The 20237-nt window shown below is 35.3% G+C and carries 19 protein-coding genes; 7 read left to right on the forward strand and 12 right to left on the reverse strand.

Going from position 1 to position 20237, the window contains the following annotated elements; all coding sequences use genetic code 11:
- The first annotated feature begins 80 nt into the window (after window positions 1-80).
- From queA to WHC90_RS09745, 3 genes are all read left to right on the forward strand, one after another.
- The gene (gene queA, locus WHC90_RS09735) at window positions 81-1130 is read left to right on the forward strand and encodes a tRNA preQ1(34) S-adenosylmethionine ribosyltransferase-isomerase QueA (protein WP_188598282.1); all 1050 of its coding nucleotides are present in this window, start codon (window positions 81-83) and stop codon (window positions 1128-1130) included.
- A 105-nt stretch (window positions 1131-1235) separates the two neighbouring features.
- Window positions 1236-2276 carry a 23S rRNA (adenine(2503)-C(2))-methyltransferase RlmN gene (gene rlmN / locus WHC90_RS09740; protein ID WP_188598604.1) on the forward strand — a complete coding sequence of 347 codons (1041 nt, stop codon included), beginning with the start codon at window positions 1236-1238 and terminating at the stop codon, window positions 2274-2276.
- A gap of 7 nt (window positions 2277-2283) precedes the next feature.
- On the forward strand, window positions 2284-3024 hold the full coding sequence (locus WHC90_RS09745; protein ID WP_340819141.1) for a hypothetical protein: 741 nt from the start codon (window positions 2284-2286) through the stop codon (window positions 3022-3024).
- Here WHC90_RS09745 and WHC90_RS09750 read toward each other — a convergent pair.
- Window positions 3014-3529 carry a hypothetical protein gene (locus tag WHC90_RS09750; protein ID WP_188598284.1) on the reverse strand — a complete coding sequence of 172 codons (516 nt, stop codon included), beginning with the start codon at window positions 3527-3529 and terminating at the stop codon, window positions 3014-3016. The genes WHC90_RS09745 and WHC90_RS09750 overlap by 11 nt on opposite strands.
- Before the next feature lie 82 nt (window positions 3530-3611).
- Here WHC90_RS09750 and WHC90_RS09755 point away from each other — a divergent pair, with 82 nt between their 5' ends.
- Complete coding sequence (locus WHC90_RS09755; protein WP_188598285.1) at window positions 3612-4589, forward strand: polyprenyl synthetase family protein; 978 nt, start codon at window positions 3612-3614, stop codon at window positions 4587-4589.
- A 3-nt stretch (window positions 4590-4592) separates the two neighbouring features.
- On the opposite strand, the gene WHC90_RS09760 is transcribed toward WHC90_RS09755, so the two are convergent.
- Window positions 4593-6101 carry a GH3 auxin-responsive promoter family protein gene (locus WHC90_RS09760; RefSeq protein ID WP_188598286.1) on the reverse strand — a complete coding sequence of 503 codons (1509 nt, stop codon included), beginning with the start codon at window positions 6099-6101 and terminating at the stop codon, window positions 4593-4595.
- A gap of 111 nt (window positions 6102-6212) precedes the next feature.
- Between WHC90_RS09760 and WHC90_RS09765 the strand changes: the two genes are divergently transcribed.
- Together WHC90_RS09765 and WHC90_RS09770 are read left to right on the forward strand one after the other, a co-directional pair.
- Window positions 6213-7013, forward strand: a complete 801-nt coding sequence (locus WHC90_RS09765; RefSeq protein ID WP_188598287.1) for a DUF2797 domain-containing protein — start codon at window positions 6213-6215, stop codon at window positions 7011-7013.
- Between the two features lie 58 nt (window positions 7014-7071).
- On the forward strand, window positions 7072-8028 hold the full coding sequence (locus WHC90_RS09770) for a carbon-nitrogen hydrolase family protein (protein WP_188598288.1): 957 nt from the start codon (window positions 7072-7074) through the stop codon (window positions 8026-8028).
- On the opposite strand, the gene WHC90_RS09775 is transcribed toward WHC90_RS09770, so the two are convergent.
- The 6 genes from WHC90_RS09775 to WHC90_RS09800 form a co-directional block, all read right to left on the reverse strand.
- Window positions 8025-9047 (reverse strand): LacI family DNA-binding transcriptional regulator, encoded by a 1023-nt coding sequence (locus WHC90_RS09775; protein WP_188598289.1) that lies wholly within the window; start codon window positions 9045-9047, stop codon window positions 8025-8027. The two genes, WHC90_RS09770 and WHC90_RS09775, sit on opposite strands and share 4 nt — an antisense overlap.
- Before the next feature lie 70 nt (window positions 9048-9117).
- Window positions 9118-10485, reverse strand: a complete 1368-nt coding sequence (locus WHC90_RS09780; protein WP_188598290.1) for a mannosyltransferase — start codon at window positions 10483-10485, stop codon at window positions 9118-9120.
- The gene (locus WHC90_RS09785; RefSeq protein WP_188598291.1) at window positions 10485-11984 is read right to left on the reverse strand and encodes a cellulose synthase family protein; all 1500 of its coding nucleotides are present in this window, start codon (window positions 11982-11984) and stop codon (window positions 10485-10487) included. The genes WHC90_RS09780 and WHC90_RS09785 overlap by 1 nt, the downstream gene beginning before the upstream one ends.
- Window positions 11984-12676: a glycosyltransferase family 2 protein gene (locus WHC90_RS09790; protein WP_188598292.1), complete on the reverse strand. Its 693-nt coding sequence runs from the start codon at window positions 12674-12676 to the stop codon at window positions 11984-11986. Before WHC90_RS09790 ends, WHC90_RS09785 begins: the two co-directional genes overlap by 1 nt.
- A gap of 124 nt (window positions 12677-12800) precedes the next feature.
- Entirely contained in the window at window positions 12801-14381 is a 1581-nt protein-coding gene (locus WHC90_RS09795; RefSeq protein ID WP_188598293.1) for a 4Fe-4S binding protein, read from the reverse strand.
- Window positions 14382-14383: 2 nt separating this feature from the next.
- Window positions 14384-15727 (reverse strand): NAD(P)/FAD-dependent oxidoreductase, encoded by a 1344-nt coding sequence (locus WHC90_RS09800; RefSeq protein WP_188598294.1) that lies wholly within the window; start codon window positions 15725-15727, stop codon window positions 14384-14386.
- Window positions 15728-15878: 151 nt separating this feature from the next.
- Between WHC90_RS09800 and WHC90_RS09805 the strand changes: the two genes are divergently transcribed.
- Window positions 15879-16889 (forward strand): glycoside hydrolase family 113, encoded by a 1011-nt coding sequence (locus WHC90_RS09805; RefSeq protein ID WP_188598295.1) that lies wholly within the window; start codon window positions 15879-15881, stop codon window positions 16887-16889.
- Here WHC90_RS09805 and WHC90_RS09810 read toward each other — a convergent pair.
- The 4 genes from WHC90_RS09810 to WHC90_RS09825 are packed head-to-tail and all read right to left on the reverse strand — an operon-like array spanning window position 16886 to window position 20237.
- On the reverse strand, window positions 16886-17773 hold the full coding sequence (locus tag WHC90_RS09810) for a sterol desaturase family protein (RefSeq protein WP_188598296.1): 888 nt from the start codon (window positions 17771-17773) through the stop codon (window positions 16886-16888). The genes WHC90_RS09805 and WHC90_RS09810 overlap by 4 nt on opposite strands.
- Window positions 17774-17783: 10 nt before the next feature.
- The gene (gene arsM, locus WHC90_RS09815; RefSeq protein ID WP_188598297.1) at window positions 17784-18752 is read right to left on the reverse strand and encodes an arsenosugar biosynthesis arsenite methyltransferase ArsM; all 969 of its coding nucleotides are present in this window, start codon (window positions 18750-18752) and stop codon (window positions 17784-17786) included.
- A gap of 38 nt (window positions 18753-18790) precedes the next feature.
- Complete coding sequence (locus tag WHC90_RS09820) at window positions 18791-19609, reverse strand: purine-nucleoside phosphorylase (protein WP_188598298.1); 819 nt, start codon at window positions 19607-19609, stop codon at window positions 18791-18793.
- A 7-nt stretch (window positions 19610-19616) separates the two neighbouring features.
- Window positions 19617-20237 carry a TIGR04282 family arsenosugar biosynthesis glycosyltransferase gene (locus WHC90_RS09825; protein WP_188598299.1) on the reverse strand — a complete coding sequence of 207 codons (621 nt, stop codon included), beginning with the start codon at window positions 20235-20237 and terminating at the stop codon, window positions 19617-19619.

Here is a 20237-nt window from a genome sequence, read left to right on the forward strand (position 1 = left end):
AAAATTTCTCGTACTTGATTACGAGGTTTTTTATGCCAGAAAAAGAGCATTTAACAGCGTAAAACCTATACAGTTATCCTATGAAATTATCGCATTTTAATTTTGATTTGCCAGAGGAATTATTGGCAAAACACCCTGCAGAGCACAGAGATGAATCACGTTTAATGGTGGTGAACAGAAAAGAACAAACCATTGAGCACAAGTTGTTTAAAGATGTGATTTCTTATTTTGATGAAGGGGATGTGATGATTCTTAACAATACCAAAGTTTTCCCCGCTCGTATGTATGGAAACAAAGAAAAAACGGGAGCGCGTATTGAAGTGTTTTTGTTGAGAGAATTGAATGCAGAAAATAGATTGTGGGATGTTTTGGTAGATCCTGCTAGAAAAATTAGAATTGGAAACAAATTGTTTTTTGGAGAAGATGATAGTTTGGTTGCAGAAGTAATAGACAATACAACATCTAGAGGAAGAACTTTACGTTTTTTATTTGATGGGTCTTATGAAGAATTTAGAGCAAAATTATTAGAGCTTGGAGAAACTCCATTGCCAAAAGAAATAGAACGTGAGGTAGAGGCTTCTGATGAACAGCGTTACCAAACCATTTATGCCAAAGAAGAAGGAGCGGTAGCTGCACCATCTGCAGGATTGCACTTTTCTAAGCATTTAATGAAGCGTTTAGAGATCAAAGGAGTTGATTTTGCAGAAGTAACCCTGCATGTTGGTCTTGGGACTTTTGCACCTGTAGAAGTAGAAGATCTTTCTAAGCACAAAATGGATTCAGAAAAAATAAACATTCCTCTTTTAGCAGAACAAAGAATCAATGATGCTATTACTCAAAAGAGAAGAATTTGTGCGGTTGGGACAACGGTAATGAGAACCATTGAGTCTTCTGTATCATCAAATGGTAGAATTAATAGCTTTGAAGGATGGACCAATAAATTTATTTTCCCTCCTTATGAGTTTAGTGTTGCTAATAGTATGATTTCTAATTTTCACAAACCAAAATCAACCTTATTGATGCAGGTTGCTGCTTTTGGAGGTTATGATTTAATTATGAAAGCATATAAAGAAGCTATAAAAGAAAAATATCGCTTTTCATCATATGGAGATGCGATGTTAATTATCTAAATGCTAACAAGCATTTTAAATAGAATTTATAGAAACTGGAACTTTAAATAAAGGACCAGTTTTTTTATATATTTTTGTAGTGAATTATAACAGTCTTAATACACAATTTTGATTAAAAAGAAAGACATCCGAGCTCTAAGTAAAGAACAGTTGCGAGATTTTTTTGTCGACAATGGCGAAAAAGCATTTCGAGGCAATCAAGTTTATGAATGGTTGTGGGGCAAAGCCTTACACACCTTTGAAGACATGACCAATTTATCGAAGGAGACAAGAGCGATGTTAGAGGCTAATTTTGTGATCAACCATATCCAGGTAGATAACATTCAAAGAAGTAAAGACGGTACTGTAAAAAACGCTGTGCGCTTGCATGATGGTTTGGTAGTAGAGTCTGTGCTAATCCCAACAGAAACCAGAACTACTGCCTGTGTTTCTAGCCAGGTAGGTTGTAGTTTAGATTGTCGATTCTGTGCAACTTCTCGTTTAAAAAGAATGAGAAATCTAAACGCTGATGAGATTTACGATCAAGTAGTAGCCATTAATAAAGAGAGTTTGTTGTATCACAATCACAAGCTGTCAAATATTGTTTTTATGGGGATGGGAGAACCCTTGATGAACTACAATAACGTTATCAAATCTATAGAAAAAATCACATCTCCTGAAGGCTTGGGGATGTCTCCAAAAAGAATTACAGTTTCTACTTCTGGAGTCCCAAAAATCATCAAAAAAATGGCTGATGATGAAGTAAAATTTAACTTGGCTGTTTCTTTGCATTCGGCAATTGATGAGGTTAGAACTTCTATCATGCCTTTTAATGCAACGTTTCCTTTAAAAGATCTTAAAGAATCTTTAGAATACTGGTACGAAAAAACCCAACGTACAATTACTTATGAGTATGTTGTTTGGGGAGGAATCAATGATCGTAAAGAAGACATAGATGCGCTGATTAAGTTTTGTAGTTATGTGCCTTGCAAGGTAAATCTTATTGAATACAATCCTATTGATGATGGTGAGTTTCAACAAGCAAGTCCACAAGCTATCAATAATTATATTTCTAATTTAGAAATGCACGATATTGTAGTCAATGTAAGACGCTCAAGAGGGAAAGATATTGATGCAGCCTGCGGTCAGTTGGCAAATAAATCTTAATACTGTTTTGTTAAAATCATTTTTTTTTCAATCAATTCAGACCTTAGGAGCCATAATGTTTATTATGCTCATAGGTCTTATCATAGATAGTAAATATGTAGCAGTAAATTATTTTGAAGATGCACAATGGATAAATAATATATTGGTTGTTTTTCTATTTATATGGGTTTATCATCAATCTCCAAAGCGTAGTAAGGAACTTTTAATATATGCAGCTCTTATAGCAATTGTAGGCGAATATATGTTTTCAAAACTTTTGGGAATGTATACATATCGTTTGGGAAATATTCCTCATTATATTCCTTTTGGACATGGAATAGTATTCATTTTTATATATAATTTTTCCAAAAAATCAGAAGTTAAAAATCGCAGGAAAGCAATTGAGAAGGTTTTTACAATTAGTATTTTTTTTACTGCTTTCTTTTTTTTAATTTTTAAAAATGATTGGTTTGGATTTCTCTTAACCCTACTCGTCTTTTTCTTTTTAAGAAATTATCCAAAGGAAAAATTATTTTATTTAACCATGTTTGTTTTTGTATTGTACACAGAGGTAGTAGGCACATTTCTTGAGTGTTGGAAATGGCCTCCTATTGCTTTTGGTAAGTTTTCCTTTATGCCAAGTGCAAATCCACCAATCGGAATTTGTTTTTTTTACTTTGGTCTAGATAGAGGAACGATGTCTATTTATAAAAGAAAACATAAAGAAGCGTGGGCTAGGTTAAAAAGAATTAGGGCTATTACTGCTTAATTAAAATAGCTTTTTGCACGACAGAAATTGGAAAGCCAAAAACCTCTGGAATTTCATTTGATGATCCTCCAGTGATTGTTTTATTTTTGGTGGGGCTAAAGAGTATTTCAAAGAGCATACTGTCTTTAAAGAATTCCATTCGGGTACTCAAGAAATTTCCTTGAACTTCAAAAAAACTATATAAAGTGTTGTTAAGCACTTTGGCTGGTAGAATAATTCCATTGTTTTCATCTACTTCATAAATTCCTTTAGCGCGATCCTTTACGACAAGTGAATAATTTCTAGGAGTATTGTTATAGACTAAAACATACTTAAAGCGATCAATGGTGTCTGTTTTTTTTAATTGAAATTCCATAGCTATTTTTTGTTGACCACTTGGAGAGTCAATCAGTAAAGTTCCTTTATAACTGCCTAAGTAATTTTCTGGAAATGCTTGGTCCGTATTTTGAGAAAAAGCTTGTGAGCCTATAAATAAAAGTAAAAAAGTATACAAAAATGCTTTCATTGGATTATATGTTTCATCAAAGATACTGATTCCGTATTAATTTGTTATTTTTGAACATCCAACACAACTCTAATTCAGCACGATGAAAGCTGTAGAATTAATACAACTTCCTATAAAAAACGAAATGGAACTTTTTGAAGAAAAGTTCAAGGCTTCTATGTTGACGAAGGTTCCCTTACTCAACAGGATTACCTATTATATCGTTCGAAGAAAAGGAAAACAAATGCGTCCGATGTTTATCTTTTTGGTCGCAAAAATGGTTTCTGATGGAGGTTTTGATGAGCGTACCTATAGAGGCGCTTCTGTTGTAGAGTTAATTCATACGGCTACACTAGTTCATGATGATGTGGTTGATGATAGCAATAGACGTAGAGGTTTTTTCTCTGTAAATGCACTTTGGAAAAACAAAATCGCGGTATTGGTTGGCGATTTCTTATTGTCAAAAGGACTATTACTGTCTATTGATAATGAAGATTTTGATTTGCTTAAATTAATTTCAATTGCCGTTCGCGAAATGAGCGAGGGTGAGTTGTTGCAAATAGAAAAAGCGAGAAATTTAGACATCACAGAAGAGGTCTATTTTGAGATTATCCGTCAAAAAACGGCAACCTTAATCGCTGCTTGTTGTGGAATCGGTGCAGCATCCGTTGGGGCTAATCAAGACACAGTTCAGCAAATGCGAAAGTTTGGTGAGTATATCGGAATCGCGTTTCAAATAAAGGATGATTTATTTGATTATACCGAAGATAAAATAGGCAAACCTACAGGGATAGATATTAAAGAACGCAAAATGACTTTGCCTTTAATTTACACCTTAAATTCTTGTTCTGATAAAGATAAAAAATGGCTAATCAACTCAGTCAAGAAACACAATACAGACAAGAAAAGAGTAAAACAAGTGATCGCTTTTGTCAAAGAGCACGGAGGGATAGAATACACCGTTCAGAAAATGACAAATTATAAGAACAAAGCTTTGTCAATTCTTGAGAATTACCCATCATCTCCTTATAAAGATTCATTGCTTCATATGATTGATTACGTGGTAGAGCGTAAAGTTTAATTATTACAATGCTAATAATTCTTCAATAAAATTCCGATTGTTAGACAAACGAGGAACTTTGTGTTGTCCTCCAAGTTTACCTCTTTGCTTTAACCAACTGTAAAACAAGCCTTTTTTTGCAACGTGAATCACAGGCATTTCTAAAGTCATATTGTTGTAGCGTTTGGCCTCATAATCAGAGTTGATAGATTTTAAAGCATTGTCTAAAACTTCTTTAAAATAATCTAAATGGTCTGGTTTTTTAGCAAACTCAATAATCCATTCATGACCACCGCTTTTCTTTCCTTTCATAAAAATTGGAGCTACGGTATAGTCTGTTACAGAAGCATTGGTTTTTTCACAGGCCAAGCGCAGGGCTTCTTCTGTGTTTTCTATAATTAATTCTTCACCAAAAACATTGATAAAATGCTTGGTGCGTCCGGTAATCTTTAGGCGATAAGGTTCTGTTGAGGTAAACTTTACGGTATCTCCAATAAGATAGCGCCACAAACCACCATTTGTGGTGATAACCACAGCGTAATTTACGCCTGTTCTCACTTTTGACAATGGAATGGCAGTTGACTGCTCTCCATCGTATTTGGTCATCGGGATAAACTCATAAAAAATACCATAGTCCAACATAAGCAACAGTTCTTTAGAGTTGTTTCTGTCTTGAATGGCAAAAAAACCTTCTGATGCATTATAGGTTTCGTAGTATTTAAAATCCTTTTTAGGAATCAATTTTTTATACTGCTCTCTATAGGGGTTAAAGTTAACACCTCCATGAAAGTAGACTTCAAGATTTGGCCAAACTTCTAGAATATTGTTTTTACCTGTTTTTTCTAAAACTCGATTTAATAAGACCAGCATCCACGATGGAACCCCAACCAAACTGGTAATATTCTCTTGGATGGTTTCATCTATAATGGCTTCCATTTTGGCTTCCCACTCACTCATTAAAGCAGTTTCTTGTCTTGGAGCTGAACTAAAATCAGCCCAAAAAGGCATGTTTTCTATAATAATTGCAGAGAGGTCTCCAAAATAGGAGTTGTTGTCTTCATACACTGCTGAACTGCCTCCTAAACGCAGTCCTTTTCCGGTAAACAGCTGCGTGTTTTCGTTGTTGTTGATATACAGGCACAGCATGTCTTTACCTGCTTTAAGATGACAGTATTCAATGGCTTCATCACTAACAGGGATAAATTTACTCTTGGCATTTGTGGTTCCGCTTGATTTTGCAAACCAACGGATATTTGTAGGCCAAAATAGATTTTGCTCACCTTTTCTACAACGTTCTATAAGTGGTTCAATACTTTCGTATTGTTGGATGGGTACTTTGTCTGCAAAGTCTTGATAATTTTTAAGAGATCCGAATTCGTGCTTTTTTCCAAATTCTGTATTCTTGGCGGTACTGAGCAGTTTTAATAACAATTCTTGTTGAACATCAACAGGGTATTTTAAAAACAGTTCAATTTGATGCTTACGCTTCTTTAAAAACCAAGAAATAATAGAGTTTACTATAGTGATTGGCATTCTTGTTTTTTGAGGTTAAAGTTATCTTTGCAAAGTTTTTTAAACTTAGATATTTAAAGTAAGTTTGTTTCAGTGCACTGCATAGATGTTAAAAATACTAAAATCTTTTGTATGATTTATCAAGGAGTTTTAAAAAAAATGCCAACCGAAAATTTAGAAACTGTCCAATACTATTTAGAATTGGGTTCAGACTTCTTAAATATGAATCAGTTACTAGAAAAAAACCTGGAATTAAATTTTGTGCATTACCAATGTTTGTCTTGCGGATTGGATAAAGAAATCTACAGACAGGGCTTTTGCAAGTCTTGTTTTTTTGATATACCAAGCGCAGGAGATTGGATTATGAGACCAGAATTGAGTACAGCACATTTAGGTATCGCTGATAGAGATTTAGACTATGAAAAATCTGTTCAATTGCAGCCGCATATTGTGTATCTAGCCAACTCAAGCAATGTTAAAGTTGGAGTCACAAGGAAGAGTCAAATACCAACTCGGTGGATTGATCAAGGTGCTCATGAAGCCTTAGAGATTGTAGAGGTTCCAAATCGATATTTAGCGGGAGTTACAGAAGTCGCTTTAAAAGAATTTGTTGCTGATAAAACCAATTGGAGAACCATGCTAAAAAATGAAATTGAGGATGTTGATCTTTTAGCTTGGAGGCAAAAATTAAAAGCTCATATTCCTCAAGAGGCACTTCCGTACTTTATTGACAATCAAAAAGAAACCGAATTGCATTTTCCAGTAAATAAATATCCCAAAAAACCCAAAAGTTTGAACTTGGTAAAGTCGCAAAGTTTTCAAGGAAAACTCGTTGGAATCAAAGGGCAGTATTTGATCTTTGAAGATGAAACAGTTTTTAATATCAGAGCCAATGAAGGGCTGTTTGTCTCTCTTTCTATAGTGTCTGGTTAGTTGAAATCAGTTCTAGTAAACTTAAAATAGCCCTTATTAATCAACCTAAGAATTCAAAATGAAAAACAATCTTTTAAAAGTTGCCTTAGCACAAATTTCACCTGTTTGGTTGAACAAAGAAAAAACGATTAAAAAAATTGAAAACTCGATCATCGAGGCAGCTCAAGAAGCCTGTGAGCTGATTGTTTTTGGAGAAGGTTTATTGCCTGGTTATCCCTTTTGGATTTCGCTTACAGATGGTGCAGCTTGGGATTCATCCGTTCAGAAAGAGCTGTATGCGCATTATGTTAGAAATTCAATTTGCATAGAAAAAGGAGAGTTAACATCCATTTGTAATTTGGCAAAGAAGCATAGCATTGCTGTTTATTTAGGGATTATTGAGCGTGCACAAAATCGAGGAGGTCATAGTGTTTACGCTTCTTTGGTATATATCAATGAGCGAGGAGAGATAAAATCTGTCCACAGAAAATTGCAACCAACCTATGATGAGCGATTGGCTTGGGCGCCTGGTGATGGAAATGGATTGCAGGTTCATCCGCTAAAAGACTTTACATTGGGTGGGTTAAATTGTTGGGAAAACTGGATGCCTTTACCCAGAGCGGCTCTCTATGGTTTAGGAGAAAATTTGCATATAGCTGTTTGGCCAGGAAGTGATCATAATACCAAAGATATTACACGGTTTATCGCAAGAGAATCGCGGTCTTTTGTGATTTCTGTCTCAAGCTTAATGCAAACGTCAGATTTTCCTAAAGACACGCCGCATTTAGATAAAATTCTGAACAAAGCACCTGCTGTATTGGCAAATGGAGGCTCGTGTATTGCATCGCCAAACGGTGAGTGGTTGGTAGCTCCAGTAGTAGACAAGGAAGGCTTAATTATTCAAACTATTGATTTTAATCGAGTGTTAGAAGAACGTCAAAATTTTGATTGTGTAGGTCATTATTCTAGACCAGACATTACAAAGTTAGCGGTGAATAGAGAGCGCCAAAGTACTGTTTCTTATACCGATTCTTAAATGCGTGTCGAGTTTCGTTCTACCAAATCTGTTTGAATTACTTTGGTAACACTAGCTTCACTAGTGTTTTTATTTTCAATTTTATCAATCAGCATTTTGGCAGCAGTTTCTCCCATGATTTCTCCATGTTGACTAACTGTTGTTAATTTTGGACTCGAGTGTCTGGCGATGATTCCATTTGAAAATGAGATTACAGAAAAATCATCAGGTACTGTATGGCCTTTTCGCTGTGCAATTTTCATAGCAGCGATGGCCGAAGATTCATCTGTTGTGATGACACTGTCTATGTGGTTTTCTTCAAAATACGGCAATAAAATACGCTCGTATTGTTTGTAATCTTCTTCAAAAATATGAATGACCAAGTTAGGGTTGATTTCCATATTTCGCTTTTTTAAGCCTTCAAGATAGCCTAGTTCACGCTCTTTGCCGCTTTTTAAATGACTTTGTGTAGAAATAAAGGCAATGTGTTTACAGCCTGTTTTAGCAAGATGATCAACAGCATTAATGGCTCCTTCAAAATCATTGGTGATTACCTTATCGCAATCCACATCTTTAGCAACTCTATCAAACATTACAATAGGCAAACCTTGCTCAAGTGTTTTTGTTAAATGCACAAAATTATTTTGTTCTTCGGTTTGTTCAGCTATTGACAATAAAAAACCGTCTATACTGCCGTTTGATAGCATTTCTATGGTCTCTACTTCCTTGTCAAAGGATTCATTAGAAATACAGGTAATTACCTTATATCCACTTTTATTTGCTTCTTTTTCTACGCCTTTAAATACTTGCGCAAAAAAATAATTGAGCATGTTTGGGATGATGACACCAATTGTTTTTGTTTGCCTCTTTTTTAAACTAAGCGCATTAAAATTGGGCTTATAATTGTGCTCTTTTGCATATTCTTGAATCTTAAGCTTCGTGCTTTTACTAATCTCATAGCTGTCATTTAAAGCCTTAGAAACTGTAGATATCGAAACATTAAAATGAGCCGCAATGTCTTTTATGGTTAGTCTATTCATCAAGAAGAATTAAGACCCTAAAATACAAAAAAAAATATAGACTGTAAGGGGTATTCTATTAACAAATCTGTTAAGAAATTGTTTTGTGATGCTTTGGTTTTAAAAAGAGTTCATAACAAAGAGTTCCATAAACGATGCTGTATTCTAAAAGCAACCACCAAGGATTTTCTCGATAAGGAACATAGCTGTATGCAGCATAGCTTAGTATAATAACACAGGTCCAAATTAAAGGAAAACGATACTTGGTAAAAATGCTTAATAAAAGTAAGGTTCCTAAGTACCAAGGATGAATAGTGGTACTGGTAAAATAATAAAAAGACAAGCCAAATAAGAAGGCGGTTATCAATTGTATTGGGCTGTTGTTTTTTCTAAATAAACTAATAGAAATTAAAAAGACAATGGTTAGTATTGGAATTATTTTTCCGATGACAGCTATTTCATTATAGCCTCTAAATAGATAGCCAATCTCTCTAAATATATAGTAAAAACTAGGGTTAAACTCAAATACTCTAAACCATAAACCGACAGAATCACTGTAGTTCTGTTGCATAGTAGCCGATAAAAATGGCGCGAAAAGAATGAAGTTTACTAAGAGAAGTATCAGTGTATAGGTGCTTAGTTTAAGCAATCCTCTTAAGCCTTCTTTTGTAAGAAGTGACCGTTTAACAAACCATTGATACAGTAATGGAATAAACAATAAGGGTATTAGTTTTACAGAGACTGCACAAGCCATCGTCACAGATGACCAGAGCCATTTGTTTTTGAATAACAAATAGATACTTGTGATTAAAAAGAATAGCATTAAGGGTTCAAAATGCAAGTTTCCTGTATACTCAATGATGATAAAAGGATTTAGGCTGTACCAAAAGATCAAATGCTTTGGTAGTTTAAGTAGTCCTAAAAGTTTGCTACCGACAAAAAGAATTCCTAAATCGGCTAAAATAATAAGAACACGCATGCCTATTATTGATCCCAGAATGCTTTGAGACCCAAAGATGCTAGACAACCAAAAAGCTGCTTGATGGAGTGGTGGATAGTTGGTGTAGTGGCCCGCACTTAATGAGCCCATTCCTCTAATTAATTCTTTGGCCTGTGAAATCGGAAATTGTCCTTTATCAACAAAAGAAGCAGGAGTGCTCAGGTAGGGATTGATGCCTTCAAAAAGTAAGCGACCATCCCAAATAAAACGATAAAAATCCTGTGATAAATTTGGAGTAGAAAAAAGCAAGATGAGTCTAAAAAGAACCACAAGTCCTATTAAATTTTTAAAAGTAAGCGCTGTCTTTTTTAATAAGATCCCGTAGCAACCAAAAAGGCCTAGCCAGAGCGTTAGTAGAGTGTAGAACTGAGTTCTCTCTAAAAAATAACCCAAATAAACATACAAAAAACAACTTATCGTGATGAGTACCCAAGGTTTGTATTTAGTAAGGATACTCATTATGATTTTGAAAAAAGTGAACTAAAAAACACATAGCCAAAACCAAAAAAGAGCATTAGATGAAAAGGGAATAAACCAAAGTCTCCTCCTTCATTTCCAACCACAAAGGCACTGTACATTCCAAACAAAAAATACAACATTAACAGTCCTTCTATAATTAGTGATCCGCTTAGGTTTTTTGCAAGATATTTATTGTTTTTCCAGGAGTCTTTTTTCTCACCGACATTAAATTTCGGGGTTCGAATAAAATCACTTTTAATTCTAAAATGACCTTCTAATACCGCTAAAGAGTTGTGCAGGGAAAAACCCATCGCTATTGAAAAAAATAAAAAAAACGAGGCAATGTATTTTAAGAAGTTTTTAAAACCTCCGCCGTAGGAATTTTTAAACATATACCAATAACATATAAAAAAGATGACTGAGCTTATTACAAAAAAGCTCATCATATAAAAGTAATTTTTTAAATGCGCATACTCATTTTTAATATATAGCATCGGAATACTTAAGACCGCCACGATCAAAACATTTAAAAACATGGTGCTGTTTAAGAGGTGCAAGACGCCATGCATTTTTGTTTTTATAGAAAGTTTTTTGTCTTTGAGAACTCGTAGGGCTAGCTTTTGAAAATTTTCAGCACCTCCCTTATTCCATCGAAATTGTTGAGATCTTGCTGCACTAATTACAATTGGCAATTCTGCCGGTGTAACTACTTTTTCTAGATATTTAAATTTCCAGTTCTTAAGCTGTGCTCTATAGCTCAGGTCTAAATCTTCTGTAAGAGTATCTCCTTCCCAGTTACCAGCATCGTAAATACAGGTTTTTCTCCAGATACCAGCAGTGCCATTAAAATTAATAAAATGCCCTTTGCTATTTCTGCCAACCTGCTCTAAAGTAAAGTGAGCATCTAGTGCAAAAGCTTGTATTCTTGTAAGCAAAGAATAATCTCTGTTTAGGTGCCCCCAGCGAGTTTGTACTACCCCAATGTTAGGATCACTAAAATGTGGGATGCTTTCTAGTAGCCAATCTTCATGAGGTAAAAAATCAGCATCAAAAATGGCAATAAAAGTTCCTTTAGCTTCTTCTAATCCTGCTTTTAAGGCTCCTGCTTTAAAGCCTTCTCTGTTTTCTCTACGGATGTGTTTTATGCTGTAGCCCTGCTCTTGGAGGGCTATAATATGTTCTGAGGTGCTCAAGACAGATTCATCGGTAGAATCATCTAATACTTGAATTTCTAGGAGGCCTTTAGGATATTTTAATTGTACGATATTGTTTAGTAAGCGCTCCATAACATAGAGCTCATTGTATACAGGTAGCTGAATGGTAACCATTGGCCAATCGAATGAAGCATCACTGTCTTTAGCCGAGCTTGTTTCTGTTTCGCTTTTTGTATTGGTTGCAGCTAAATAATTAAACAACAAATTTAATTGCGCCAATGCAAATACAAAAATTAACAACAAAGCGATGGAATAAACCACTATGATGATGCTTGCAATAATCATTATTTAAAACTGTATTTAAAGATCCAACCTAATATTTTAACACCAGCCATTACACTCCCTTTTAGAGTCCCTGATACTTTAGATACGCCGATCCGATTTCTGTATTTTACAGGTATTTCTAGGTAACTAACTTTTTGTTTCAATACTTTTAATTGCATTTCTACAGTCCATCCATAGGTTTTATCTTCCATTTCTAAAGCCAATAAGGTTTTGTACTCTATTGCTCTAAAAGGGCCTAGATCTGTAAACTTTGCACCAAACATAATTTTCATTAAGGTAGTCGCTAGCCAATTGCCGAATATCTGTTGAGGGGTCATAGAACCCAGTTCTCTTTGTTCTTTTACCCGTGCACCTAAGACAAAATCTACTTCTTTATTTAAGATAGGAGCTACGAGTGTTGTAAGTTGTTCTGGATAATCAGAATAATCACCATCTAAAAAAACAATAATATCTGGTTTTTCAGTGCTTTTTGAAATATAATCCATTCCTTTTAAGCAGGCATAACCATAGCCTTTTTGGGGCTCTGTTAATACTGTTGCTCCCGCAGCTCTGGCGTTTTTTTCGGTGTCATCTGTTGAGTTATTGCTCACCACAATGATTTCATTTACAGAAAGAGGGATGTCCTTGATAACCTTTCCGATAGAATCTTCTTCATTGTACGCTGGAATAATAACTTTTATATGTGAACTCATTCAGAAATTCGATGTTTTTTACTTGTTTAGCAATTGCAAAAATACCAATTACTTTGTTGGAAATAAGCGATTGTAAAAGGGATTTTTTAGAATGTCATCAATGTAAAACTGCAAGAGAAAAAATTTATTTGTCGTTTAGTAATTCCATAAGATCTACGTCATTTCCTAATAAAATCTCTGTTGGGTTGATTCGTCCTTTTTCTGGACCATTTTCTAATTTTAACACACCTCTTGGGCACACTGCAGAACAAACTCCACAACCTACACAGCTAGATCTTACAATGTTTTCTCCTTTTTGCGCATAAGCTCTAACATCTATACCTTGCTCACAGTAGGTTGAGCAATTTCCACAAGAAATACACTGTCCGCCGTTGGTTGTAATTCTAAAGCGTGATTTAAAACGTTGTATGATACCCAAATATGCTGCCAGTGGACAGCCAAAACGACACCAAACACGGTTCCCGAAAATTGGATAAAACCCGGTGCCTATAACACCTGCAAAAATAGATCCTATTAAAAAGCCATAAATGTCTTGAATGGTTTGGGTTTGAATTCCTAAAACTTCTGGAGCTCCAGAGAAATAGGTGTACAAACTTAGAGCAGTCATTACAAGTGAAAATACCAATACACCGTGAACCACCCAGCGTTCAAGTTTCCATGCTTTTAAGGATTTGTCAGATAATTGTCGATAAGGATCACCGAGTGTTTCGGCAAGTCCTCCACAGCCGCAAACCCAAGAGCAATACCAGCGTTTACCAAAAAAGTAAACCATTACAGGTACAATCACCACAGTTAATAAAATACCCCAAACTAAAACAAATAAACCAAAGCCACCGCTGGCAATTAGGCTGTCAAGGTTCCAGCTAAAAAAGAAATCATAATCTAGCGGAAAAGCATTCTTAAAATCAACCCAAGGTTTTTCAAATCTCACTAAGATCTCTGGAATCAAAAATGCAAATACGATTTGAAAAAACAATACCGATGTGGTTCTTAAAACTTGATATTTATTATGTCTGTATTTGATGTACATTCTAACAGCCATAACCGTCATTACTGTACAATATAAAAATCCGTATAAAAACCATTGACTGGCTGGATGTCCGCTTAATGATTCACTAATCGGGTCAACCAAATACGTCCAGTTAACGATATAATCTGGAAAAAAATAAAGCAGGATATAAAAGCTTACTAAAAAAACAAAGACCATCCAGCCGATCCAGCCTCTGTTGGTTGCAGAGTTGTGATAAATGCCATTGTTCTTTATTCCGGGAGACCCTAAGGTTACTACTCCAGGAATGATAAAAAGCAAAGAGCCAAGAATGGCCAAGCCAAAAGTTAAAAACCAGAAAAGTACCTTGGCTTCTTTTACGGGGCCTGTTGCTGCTTTTTTGATTAGCTCAAAAGACAAACTATGTGGCTTGTCCCAAATAACACGATCCCATTCACTTTTTTCTTTATGGGTGGTGTTTGCCGCGTTTAATGCAGTTCTTAAGGCTGATGAAAAAGCAAAAGTAGAGCTAAACTCCTTGTCTAGGATTGTTTTTTGAACCTCAGAAATAAACAATTGACTTTTTAGGCCTTTTGAGTTTGCCCAATCATTAAATTGATCAGTTTTTAAAGAAACTTTTCCTAAAAAGAGACTTCCAATAAAAATGCTGAGTCCTGTAAAAAAAAGAATTAAACCCAGTTGTTGTAGTTTTTTCATACTTATAGTTCTGTGTATTTACGATACCAGCTTTTCTTTTTTAGTTGAACCTTTATCTCGTTTTCGCGATTGAATTTCTCAATCACTTCTGCTTCGTGTTTTGCATAAAATTCTGGATCGAAATTAGCAGCTTTTAAATTGCTTAAAACGTCGATTATCGTTTGTTTTTCTCTTAGTGCACGATCAAAATACTCATGTCTTAATCTAATGCCTAAGGTATTTACTCCGATAAACTGAAGACTGTCTTTGTTGTAATTAAAATGAACGCATTTTTTACCACTGCTGTGTTCCCAATAAAAGCGCGCCTCATCTTCTTTGGGTTGAGCCCATACCCAACCATACGTTTGGTATTCTATATCAAAAAACTTGGCTGAGTTAAACCAGTGCCCCGGTTTGTAGGCTGTTTTAGTACCAGTTAAAGTTTGTGCCAAGGTTTCGCCCATCATTCTTCCAGTATACCATACAGCCTCTATGGGTCTTCTCTGATCAATGGCTTCTTGCTGTTCTGCACAATCACCAATGGCAAAAACATCTTTGATGTTGGTTTCTAAAAAGCGATTGACCAAAACACCTCTGTTGGTGGCAATATTTGATTCTTTTAAAAAATCAATATTTGGTCGGACTCCCGCGGTTAAACCCACCACAGAACAGGCTATTCTTTCTCCAGTTTCTTGGATAATTATTTCTTTTACTTGACCGTTATCATCAGATGTAATCTCTTTTAGACTAGATCCAAGTCTCAGATCTATATGTTTTTCTTTAATTTCTGTATTGATAAGTTGAGATTCTTGCTCAGGCAATACTCCGTTCCAAAAACTGTCTTCTCTAACTAAAAATGTAACCGGAATATTTCTGCTGTGAAACATTTCTGCCAACTCAATTCCAATTAAGCCACCACCTACAATTACAGCTCTTTTACATACAGTATTGTTTGGGGCTAGGGTTTCTAAAGCTTCAAGATCTTGCTTGTGATACAAGCCTAAAACTCCTTTTAGATTTTCTCCAGGCCAACCAAATTTATTTGGGATAGATCCTGTTGCTATAACTAATTGATCATACTGTAGTTCATCACCATCAGAAAAAAGAAGTGTTTTGTTTTCGGTTTGGACTTTGCTAACCCAAGCTTTTTTTAGGCTGATATTGTTTTTTTCCCAAAACCAAGATTCGTAGGGCTGAGTATGTTCAAATTTCATGTGTCCCATATAGACATACATCAGTGCCGTTCTAGAAAAGAACTCCTCTGATTCTCCAGAGATAACCGTAATCAGATCGCTAGATTTTTTTCGAATATGTCTAGCTGCAGTTATTCCCGCGATACCGTTTCCAATAATTACAATATGTTTCATAATTTTATAAAGCTGTTTTCTCAGTCGAAGCTAAAGTTACAAACTTAACAGAGTCTTTCAATTTAAAATGATTACAAATAATAGTTCTTGATAAAATTTCATTCTTATTTTTTTAACAATTAGCTGTTTCATTTTTTTGTACTTTGGGCTGATGAAACAAAATTTGGTTTTAGTGTTTTTATTGCTACTACTATCTATTAGTTGTGCAAAGCAAGAAAAAAAAATAAACGGGATAAGCTTTGTGGCTTCTAGAGATTCTATTCGAGACATTCATGTGGCTCCAGTGGTAAAAACCAATGCATCTCATGTTGCTCTGATGCCTTTTGGATTTGTTAGAGAATTAAACAACCCAGAAATTGTTTTTAACTCAAAAAGACAGTGGTTTGGAGAGACAAAAAAAGGAGTAGAGTTTGAGGCCTCTCAGTTTAAAAAATCAAGTATTGAAAGCATGGTTAAGCCACAGCTTTGGATTTCTAGAGGAGTGTTTACAGGAGCTATTCAATTAAAGAGTGATGCAGAATGGGAGCTTTTTGAAAAATCATATGAGCAGTTTATTTTAACCTATGCCGCTGCAGCTGAATCTGCAAAAGCTTCGATGTTTTGTATCGGTACAGAACTAGAGAAATTTGTACTTGCCAGACCCTTGTTTTGGAGTCAGCTAATTGCTAAGGTTAGAAAAATTTATTCTGGAAAATTAACTTACGCAGCTAATTGGGATGAATACAAACGTGTGCCTTTTTGGAAGGATTTAGATTTTATAGGGATCGATGCTTACTTTCCTTTAACAGACAAACAAACACCAACTGTTTTAGATTTTGAAAAAGGTTGGGCTACTCATAAAAATGAAATTGCAAGGCTTCAAAGGCAAATAGGAAAGCCAGTGTTGTTTACTGAATATGGATATCGAAGTGTAGATTATACAGGCGATAAGCCTTGGGAGTCAGATCGAATAGCTGGTAAGGTTAATATAGAAGCTCAACAAAATGCGCTCCAAGCAATTCACAATCAATTTTGGAACGAGTCTTGGTTTGCAGGTGGTTTTTTGTGGAAGTGGTTTCATGAGCACGAAAGAGCTGGTGGAGAAAAAAACAATCGATTTACTCCTCAAAACAAAGCAACAGAAAAACTATTAGAACAGCTGTATTTACAGAAAAAGGGCTAATTTTTTTTATGTAGCGGATAGAGTTCTTGTCCTATGAAATCTTTAGGAAAACTATCTTCATCATCAAAGCCCAACTCAATGTCTCGGCCGTTATGAGGGATGTAGTTTGTCTTAAAAAGATAGTCCCAAATACTTAGTGTAATTCCAAAATTCACACCTCTTTTTCGCTCTTCTGGCAGCTCTTTTGCATGGTGCCAAATATGCATTTTTGGGTTGTTTAGGATGTATTTTAATGGACCGTAATCCCAGCCAATATTGGCGTGATTTAAATGACCAATCACTATATTAAAAAAATGTACTACGGCTACATCTTGTGCAGTAAAACCACCCATAATAGCTAACGGAATGTACTTAAATGATTTGTAGACCACAGGCTCCATCCAGTGATAACGAAGGTGTGCGGCAAAGCCCATTTCTTTAACAGAATGATGCACTTTGTGAAAGTTCCATAAAAAGGGATACTTGTGTAGTGTTACATGGGTAAACCACTGGACAAAATCAATAACTACAAAGAAAATTAAAAGTCGAGCCCAATACGGCATGCTATTAATATCAAAGAGTTGAAAGTCTTGGACCGTGAGTCCCACTAAGTTTAGAATATCGTTTAGAAGCTGTTCTGTGGTATTGGATAAAGCGATTAAAACAATGAGATTTAACAAGAAAAAATTAAAAAACATATAAAAGGTATCTAGCCAAAAGTCTTTTCTAAATACCGCCTGGTTTTTACGCCATGGAAAAGCCAATTCTAAAGCCCAAACCACCAATGAAATTAAAATGAGTCCATAGAAATAATTTTCCCAGTTTAATTCAAACAAAACTGATTGTTTGATATAGTTCCAATAACCAGAATATGAGTTTTTAATAAGGTCTAAATACTTGTTCATCGTTTAAAAATTAACAACAGCCACCACCGTCATAATGAAAGGTAGAGGCTGAAAAATAGATGTCATTTCTTTTAAGGCTTTGCAAAGCAGCAGCCGTTTTATCACAGATTGCTAAGGGTTGATTTTTATATAAAATATGCCCCAAACCATCGTCAAAATAATCATCATCACCATAGTAAATAGCAGCTTTCCCTGTAAACACACAGGGCCCGTCTGAAGGCATTGGGTCTTTAATGGCGGCTACTTCTATTGATTCTATATAGATCAACTCATCTGTTGGGTAATTTTTTGGATCGAGAATTCTATAAGGCTTTCGAGCTCTAATTTCTATGGTTCCAAAACCAGCATCTGTCAAGGCCTTTACATAGTCATTTACAGAAAGACTTCCACTTAAACACAAGGCTCTAAGGCGATCGTCATTGCGGAGTTCCTCATTCATTTCTTGCTCGCAAACAGGATCACTCATCACCAAACGACCATGTGGTTTTAGCACGCGATACATTTCTGAAATGGCTTTTTTTAAGTCGTCTGATTTAAAAATATTAAACAAACAATTTTGTGCTGCTACATCAATACTGTTGTCATCCACAGGCAAGTTCATAGCATCTCCTTTTCTAAGATCAACAAAGTTTGATTTAAACCAAGGGTTTGTTTTTTCTGCTTCTATAAAGTTTTGACGAGAAGCTTCAAGCATTTCATCAACAACATCCAGCCCGATGACACCAGCTTCTTGTCTGTTGAAATAAGAAAACTGTAGCAATTCCATACCGCCTCCAACACCTACATAAAGCATTTTTGGTTGATTGCTTAGATCTCTTGCATGAACGGTAGACCCACAACCATAGTTCATTTCTTGCATGATCTTAGGAATCTTTAAGCCAGGCAATTCCCAAATAGGATTGGTTGTGCAACAAAGCCCAATATCTGGAGTAAGTGCAGCTTCTTTATATACTTTATGTGTGGCGTCTAAATAACTCATGTTTGTTTTTTTGTCCTTTTGTAAACAGCAATGACTGTTTATAATGCTTTAATCAATTCTTTAAAAAGGCTTACTAATTTTGGTTCAGTTTTTTCTGCAATGGCAATGATTTCTGCAATATTAACGGGTTGTAAGTTTTTAGGGTCACATTCATCAGTCAATACAGAAATGGCCGCACAAGGCAGGTCTAATTGTTTGGCAACTATAACTTCTGGAACCGTGCTCATTCCTACAGCATCAACCTCTAAAATTTGGAGCATTCTATATTCTGCTCTCGTTTCTAACTGAGGACCTAAGACACTCGCATAAACTCCAATGTGTAAATCAATTTGTTTTTCGGTAGCAATGGCAGTAATTTTTGAATTCAAAGCTTCTGAGTAAGGCGCTAGCATATCGGCAAAAATAGGGCCAAAAACACCTGCTTTTTTAAAGGCTAGTGGTGAGTTTCCTTGAAGGTTAAGGTGATCTTCTAAAAGCATTAAATCTCCTTTTTTATATGATAAATTAATGGCGCCAGCAGCGTTAGAAATTAGTAAATTTTTAATTCCTAAAGCATGCATGGTTCTAATTCCATAGGTAACTTCCCATAAATTATAGCCCTCGTACATATGAAATCGACCAGCCATAGCGATTACTTTTTTACCTGATATGGTTCCGTAAACCAATTTTCCAGAATGTGATTCTACAGTTGCCTGCGGAAAATTAGGAATGTCTGCATAAGCAATTTCAACTTCGATATTTATTTCATGAACAAATTTCCCAAGTCCTGTTCCAAGAACAATTCCAACCTCTGGGGCTAAGATGCCCTTTGATTTTAAAAAATCAACGCTTTCTTTTAGCTGTGTTTGTTTTTCCATATAATGTTTATTTAGCGATCAAACGCTGTAAGTTTTTGTCGTTTTTATACAATGCTGATTCTATCAAATCTTCATAAGTATCAATGTCATTTAACGATTCTAGTAAGGCTACTTGCGCCTTTTGTTCTTTCAGCTCTTGTAAAGTTACATTTAATAATTCTGATTGACTCCAAGGTTTATTCTCAAAAATACTCGAATTTATTTTTGAGAGTCCAATTAAATAGTAGCCTCCGTCCTCAGCCTTTCCAAAAACACAGTCATTTGTGTTTAGAGCTTTAAAACTTTTTTGCAGTATTTCTGCCGAAATATCAGGCAAATCAGATCCAATCAAAACAATCTGTTCAAAGTCTTGTTCAAAGCCTTCTTCAAAAGCATGCTTCATTCGCTGTCCAAGATCAGTTCCTTTTTGCAGATATTTTTTTGTGCTCTCAAATTGATCATCAACACAAAAATCAGAATAATAAATCCATTTCTCCATTTTTAATGGAGCTATGGCGCTTTCGGTTATTCCGAGTAAATGATCGTATACTTTTAGAGCTTTTTCATCTCCAATAACCTTAGCCAGTCTGGTTTTAACCTTCCCTTTTAAGCTGTTTTTTACAAAGACTATGATGAGTTTTTTTTTCAT

The sequence above is a fragment of the Polaribacter pacificus genome (assembly GCF_038024035.1).
In the GTDB taxonomy this organism is placed as follows: domain Bacteria; phylum Bacteroidota; class Bacteroidia; order Flavobacteriales; family Flavobacteriaceae; genus Polaribacter; species Polaribacter pacificus.